Raw genomic sequence first — 5445 nt, forward strand, 5'->3', positions numbered from 1 at the left:
CCGGCGCCCAGGATACCGGCGGCTCGCGCCGCGGCGACTTCGGCCCTCCCCAGGGCGAGCCGGTCAAGGCGGTCCTGACCAGCCCGCCGCTGGTCCCGCCCGCCACCGGTCGCGATCGTCCGGCGCGAGTGGTCGTGGAGCTGGACGTGGTCGAGAAGGTCATGCCGATTTCCGAAGGCGTCGAGTACACCTTCTGGACCTTCGGCGGCACCGTGCCCGGCAGCTTCATCCGCGTGCGCCAGGGCGACACCGTCGAGTTCCACCTGCGCAACATGCCCGACAGCAAGATGCCCCACAACATCGACCTGCACGGGGTGACCGGTCCCGGCGGCGGCGCGACTTCCAGCTTCACCGCGCCCGGACACGAGACGCAGTTCAGCTTCAAGGCGCTCAACGCCGGACTGTTCGTCTATCACTGCGCCACCGCGCCGGTCGGCATGCACGTCGCCAACGGCATGTACGGCCTGATCCTGGTCGAACCGCCGGGCGGTCTGCCCGAGGTGGACCGGGAGTACTACGTCATGCAGGGCGACTTCTACACCACCGGCAACTACCGCGAGAAGGGCCTGCAGCCGTTCGACATGGAGAAGGCGATCGAGGAGCGGCCCACCTACGTGCTGTTCAACGGCGCCGAGGGCGCGCTCACCGGCGACAAGGCGCTGCAGGCCAACACCGACGAGACCGTCCGTCTCTACGTCGGCAACGGCGGCCCGAACCTGGTGTCGAGCTTCCATGTGATCGGCGAGATCTTCGACAAGGTCTGGTACGAGGGCGGCACCCGCTTCCAGGAGAACGTGCAGACGACCCTGATTCCCGCCGGAGGCGCGGCGATGATGGAGTTCCACATGGAGGTTCCCGGCAGCTACGTGCTGGTCGATCACAGCCTGTTCCGCGCCTTCAACAAGGGCGCGCTGGGCATCCTCAAGGCCGAGGGTCCGGAGAACAAGGCGATCTACTCGGGACAGGAGGTGGACGCGGTCTACATCGGCGATCGCGCGCAACCGAACATGCAGGCGGTGGCCAGTGCCGCCGAGTCGGCGAGCAGCGGCGCGTTGACCGTCGAGCAGCAGATCGCCGCCGGCAAGGAGTTGTTCCTGGGCACCTGCTCGACCTGCCACCAGCCCACCGGCGCCGGCATGAAGGGCGTGTTCCCGCCGCTGGCCGCATCCGACTACATCGCCAACGACCCGACCAGCCTGGCGCGGGTGATCGTCCACGGTCTGCAGGGCCCGATCAAGGTCAACGGGACCGACTACGACTCGGTGATGCCGCCGATGGCGCAGCTGACCGACGACGAGGTCGCCAACATCTCCACCTTCGTGCTCAACAGCTGGGGCAACCCGGGTGGCCGGATCAGCAAGGACGAGGTCGCCAGGCTCCGCGACGCGGCGCCCGCCGGCCCCGCGGCCGGGCACTGACATGCGCACGGCCTGGCTGCTGGCGCTGCTGCTCCCGTTCGCCGCCGCGGCCGGCGATGGCCGGTACGTGAGCGTCCCGGCGGGCACGATCCGCAGCGCGCTGGCCTACGAGGACATCGTCGACGCGGTCGAGGTGGCGCCGTTCGCGATGCGCGAACGGCCGGTCACCAATGCGGAGTTCCTCGCCTTCGTCGCCGCCAACCCGCAGTGGCGACGCGACCGCGCGGCGAAGGCCCTGGTCGACGAGCGCTACCTCGGCCACTGGCAGGGGCCGCTGACGCCGGGCGAGGCCCGGGGCGGGCAGCCGGCGACCCAGGTCAGCTGGTTCGCGGCCGCCGCCTACTGCGCCAGCGAATCGGCGCGCCTGCCGACGTGGAGCGAATGGGAGTACGTGGCCGCCGCCGACGAAACCCGGCGCGACGCGCGACGGGACCCGGCCTGGCGCGAGCGCATCCTCGCCTGGTACTCCCGCCCCTCCGACAGCGCCTTGCCGCGGGTCGGCCTGCAGGCGCCCAACGCCTACGGCGTCCAGGACATCCACGGCCTGGTGTGGGAGTGGACCGAGGACTTCTCGTCGCTGCTGGTGTCCAGCGACAACCGCAACCAGGGCGACCCCGACAACACCCGTTTCTGCGGCGCCGGCGCGCTGTCGATGCGCGACCGCGACAACTACGCGGTGCTGATGCGGGTCGCGATGCTGTCCTCGCTGTCGGCCCGCAGCACCACCGCCAACCTCGGTTTCCGATGCGTCAGGAGCCTGCCATGAACCGCTTCACCCGATCGCTGCCGGTCATTGTGCTCGTCGCGGTCGCGGTCGCGGCGCTGGCCCCGGCCCGCGCCGCCGATCCTCCGCTGCCGTCGGAGTCGGTCTACCAACTGTCCGCGCGGCTGACCGACCAGGACGGCCGCAGCCGCAACTGGTCCGGGCTGCAGGGCAAGCCGCGGGTGATCTCGATGTTCTACACGTCCTGCCAGTACATCTGCCCGCTCATCGTCGAGAGCGGGAAGGCGATCGAGCGGCAACTGGATGACCGGCAGCGCGACCGGATCGGCTTCGTCCTGATCAGCATGGACCCGCGCAACGACACGCCGCAGGCCCTGGGCGAGGTCGTTTCGCGCTACCGGCTGGACACGCGTCGCTGGACCCTCGCCAGCCCGGCGCCGGACCAGGTCCGCGCGCTCGCCGGCGTGCTCGACATCCGCTACCGGGCCCTGGCCGACGGCGGCTTCAACCACACCAGCGCGCTGGTGCTGGTCGATGCGCAGGGTCGGATCCTCGCGCGCACCGAAAAGACCGGCTCGCGACCCGACCCCGACTTCGTCCGCGCGGTGCGCGAAGCGGCGCATTGACCGGACACCCCACGCGCAACGGCGCGGTCGGGTGGCACGGGGCTCAGGCCGCGCCAGATCCCCGTCGCAGCGGCACCGGCGCGGTCGCGATGCGTCGTTTCAGGTCGTCCATCGTGCCGGGCATGACCACCAGGTAGGCGATCAACTGCTCGGCCAGCTCCAGCATCAGGTCGACGGTCATCCGTTCGATCGCGGCCTCGTCCTCGAACTGGCGTCCGAAGGTGCCGGTCGGCGCCATCAGTTCGGCGACATCCTGCAGCGGTCGCGACAGGTCCAGCTGGCGCGCCAGCGCGTCGAGCCGCTGCGGCAGCGACTGGTCGCGCTGCTCATCGCCCAGCAGCTGCACGGTCAGCCCGGCGATCAGGTGTCTCAACATCAGCGCCGACGCACCCCACTCGGCATGGTTGTAGAGCTTCAGCGCGGAGTCGTAGGTGCGCGCCAGCGGCCCGGACAGGGCCCGCAGATGGGCCTGGCCGGTCATCGGCTCGCGTCCGCCCGGCGCCGGATGGCAGTACAGCCCGTCGGGCTTGCGGCTGCCATCGGGCTGCAGCAACTGCACGAACAGCACCGTGCCCTCGCAGCGCGAGCAGGCCAGCTCGCTCGCCGCGACCTGCTGGCCGTGCTCCTGCCAGCTGGACGCCTCGAGGATCGCCGGCCGGTCGCAATGCGGACACAGCAACTCCACCGTGCGCGGAAACGTGTTGGAGAAGCGGGTTTGCACGAATCGGTCTTCGACAGGCTTCATCGCCGTCACCTCCTGGCCGTCACTCGCATGCCCCCAGGGCGGTACCCGGCTCCCAATGAACACCGCCACTTGTGAAGGAAACGTTGCTGAAGCGGCAAAGAGGTCGCCGGATCGCGAAACTGGCGCGCGCCTCACGGTTCGCCCGCGGCGATGAGATGCCGGCCACGGCGGTGCGCGGGGCCCGTCAGCCCCGTTCAGGAATCATGTCCAGGAGCGTCCGCCGCGCATCCCGCCGACGCGCGGCTCACAGCCCGCGCGCGGCCTCGGCGACGGCGCGGAACAGCGCCCTGCCCTTGTTCATCGTCTCCTCCCACTCCTTCTGCGGGTCGGAGTCGTAGACGATGCCGGCGCCCGCCTGGACGTACAGGCGACCTTCCTGGATGACCGCGGTACGGATCGCGATCGCGGTGTCGGCGTCGCCGTGCCAGCCGATGTAGCCGACCGCGCCGGAGTAGATGTTGCGGCGGATCGGCTCCAGCTCGCGGATGATCTCCAGCGCGCGGATCTTCGGCGCGCCGCTGACGGTGCCGGCCGGGAAGGTCGCGCGCAGCACGTCGGCGTAGCTCATGCCGGCCTTCAGGCGCCCGGTCACCTCGCTGACGATGTGCATCACGTGGCTGTAGCGCTCGATGGTGAACTGCTCGCCCATCTGCACCGTGCCCGGCTCCGAGACCCGGCCGGCATCGTTGCGGCCCAGGTCGATCAGCATCAGGTGTTCGGCACGCTCCTTGGGGTCGGCCAGCAGCTCGGCTTCCAGCGCGTCGTCCTGCTCCGGGGTCGCGCCACGCGGACGGGTGCCGGCGATCGGACGCACGGTCACGGTGTCGTCCTGCAGGCGCACCAGGATCTCCGGCGAGGAGCCGACCACCTGCATGTCGCCGACGTCGAGGAAGTACATGTACGGCGACGGGTTGAGCGCGCGCAATGCGCGGTAGACATCGACCGGACGCGCCTTGAACGGCACCGACAGGCGCTGGCTGAGCACGACCTGGAAGATGTCGCCGGCGCGGATGTACTCCTTCGACCTCTCGACCGCGGCGATGAAGCCCTCGCGGGTGAAGCCGGACACGAAATCGGCCTCGTCCAGGCCGTTGGGATCCAGCGTTTCCGGATAGCTGGTGCCGCCGTGGCGCAACCGGTGCACGAGCTGGTCGAGCCGCCGGGTGGCCTTGGCGTAGGCCTGCGGCTCGCGCGGGTCGGCGTGCACGATCAGGTACAGCCGGCCGCGCAGGTTGTCGAACACCGCCAGCTCTTCGCTGAGCATCAGCAGGATGTCGGGCGTGCCGAGCTGGTCCTCCTTGTCGCCGCCGGCCAGGCGCGGCTCGATGTAGCCGACGCACTCGAAACCGAACCAGCCGACCAGGCCGCCGGTGAAGCCGGGCAGGCCCTCGATCTGCGGCACCGAATGCTCGCTGCGCAGGCGCTCGACCTCGGCGAACGGATCCTCGACCTGGCGGTGCTCGGCCAGCTCGCCGTGCTCGGTCACGAACAGGCTGTTGCCGGCGAACGCGTACACCCGCCGCGCCGGCAGACCGATGATCGAGTAGCGGCCGAAACGTTCGCCGCCCTCGACCGACTCGAACAGGTAGGTGTGCGGGCCGTCGGCCAGCTTCAGGTAGACCGACAGCGGCGTGTCGAGGTCGGAAAACACCTCGCGGACCACCGGGATCCGGGTGTGGCCCTCGGCGGCGAGCTGCTGGAAACGTTCAGGCGATGGTGTGGCGGTACGGGCGGGATGGTTCACGCGGCGATTCCTCGGAGTGCGACAGGGCGAGAGCGACGGTGGTCTGCAGCCGCCATCGCCAACCCGTGTCGCCACGGCAGGAATGCTGGATCGCCCGGATCTTCATCGGCGGCTACTTTATCCGATTTGGGCGACGCCGCTCAGGCGCTCGCCAGTCCCGCCGCGGACCCGTCGCCGGAGCGGTGCCG

The 5445-nt window shown here is 70.1% G+C and carries 5 protein-coding genes; 3 read left to right on the forward strand and 2 right to left on the reverse strand.

Features of this window, described 5'->3' with window-relative positions:
* From nirK to FKV24_RS18710, 3 genes are all read left to right on the forward strand, one after another.
* A partial coding sequence (nirK, locus tag FKV24_RS18700; RefSeq protein WP_141483468.1) for a copper-containing nitrite reductase occupies nt 1-1418 on the forward strand: 1418 nt, incomplete at its 5' end.
* Between the two features lies 1 nt (nt 1419).
* A complete protein-coding gene (locus FKV24_RS18705) occupies nt 1420-2184 on the forward strand; it encodes a formylglycine-generating enzyme family protein (RefSeq protein ID WP_111265548.1) in 765 nt (254 codons plus the stop codon).
* On the forward strand, nt 2181-2768 hold the full coding sequence (locus FKV24_RS18710) for an SCO family protein (RefSeq protein ID WP_170288379.1): 588 nt from the start codon (nt 2181-2183) through the stop codon (nt 2766-2768). Before FKV24_RS18705 ends, FKV24_RS18710 begins: the two co-directional genes overlap by 4 nt.
* Nucleotides 2769-2811: 43 nt before the next feature.
* Here the strand turns inward: FKV24_RS18710 and FKV24_RS18715 are convergent, their stop codons facing one another.
* Together FKV24_RS18715 and trpE are read right to left on the reverse strand one after the other, a co-directional pair.
* Complete coding sequence (locus FKV24_RS18715) at nt 2812-3513, reverse strand: hypothetical protein (protein WP_141483470.1); 702 nt, start codon at nt 3511-3513, stop codon at nt 2812-2814.
* A gap of 244 nt (nt 3514-3757) precedes the next feature.
* Entirely contained in the window at nt 3758-5257 is a 1500-nt protein-coding gene (gene trpE / locus FKV24_RS18720) for an anthranilate synthase component I (RefSeq protein ID WP_141483471.1), read from the reverse strand.
* Nucleotides 5258-5445 lie beyond the last annotated feature (188 nt).

Source organism: Marilutibacter maris, from assembly GCF_006546735.2.
GTDB lineage: Bacteria > Pseudomonadota > Gammaproteobacteria > Xanthomonadales > Xanthomonadaceae > Marilutibacter > Marilutibacter maris.

What these genes read in the sequence shown, in the direction of transcription:
- FKV24_RS18710 (WP_170288379.1), top strand. Translation starts at nt 2,181, where the DNA reads ATGAACCGCTTCACCCGATCGCTGCCGGTCATTGTGCTCGTCGCGGTC.
- FKV24_RS18715 (WP_141483470.1), bottom strand. Translation starts at nt 3,513, where the DNA reads ATGAAGCCTGTCGAAGACCGATTCGTGCAAACCCGCTTCTCCAACACG.
- FKV24_RS18705 (WP_111265548.1), top strand. Translation starts at nt 1,420, where the DNA reads ATGCGCACGGCCTGGCTGCTGGCGCTGCTGCTCCCGTTCGCCGCCGCG.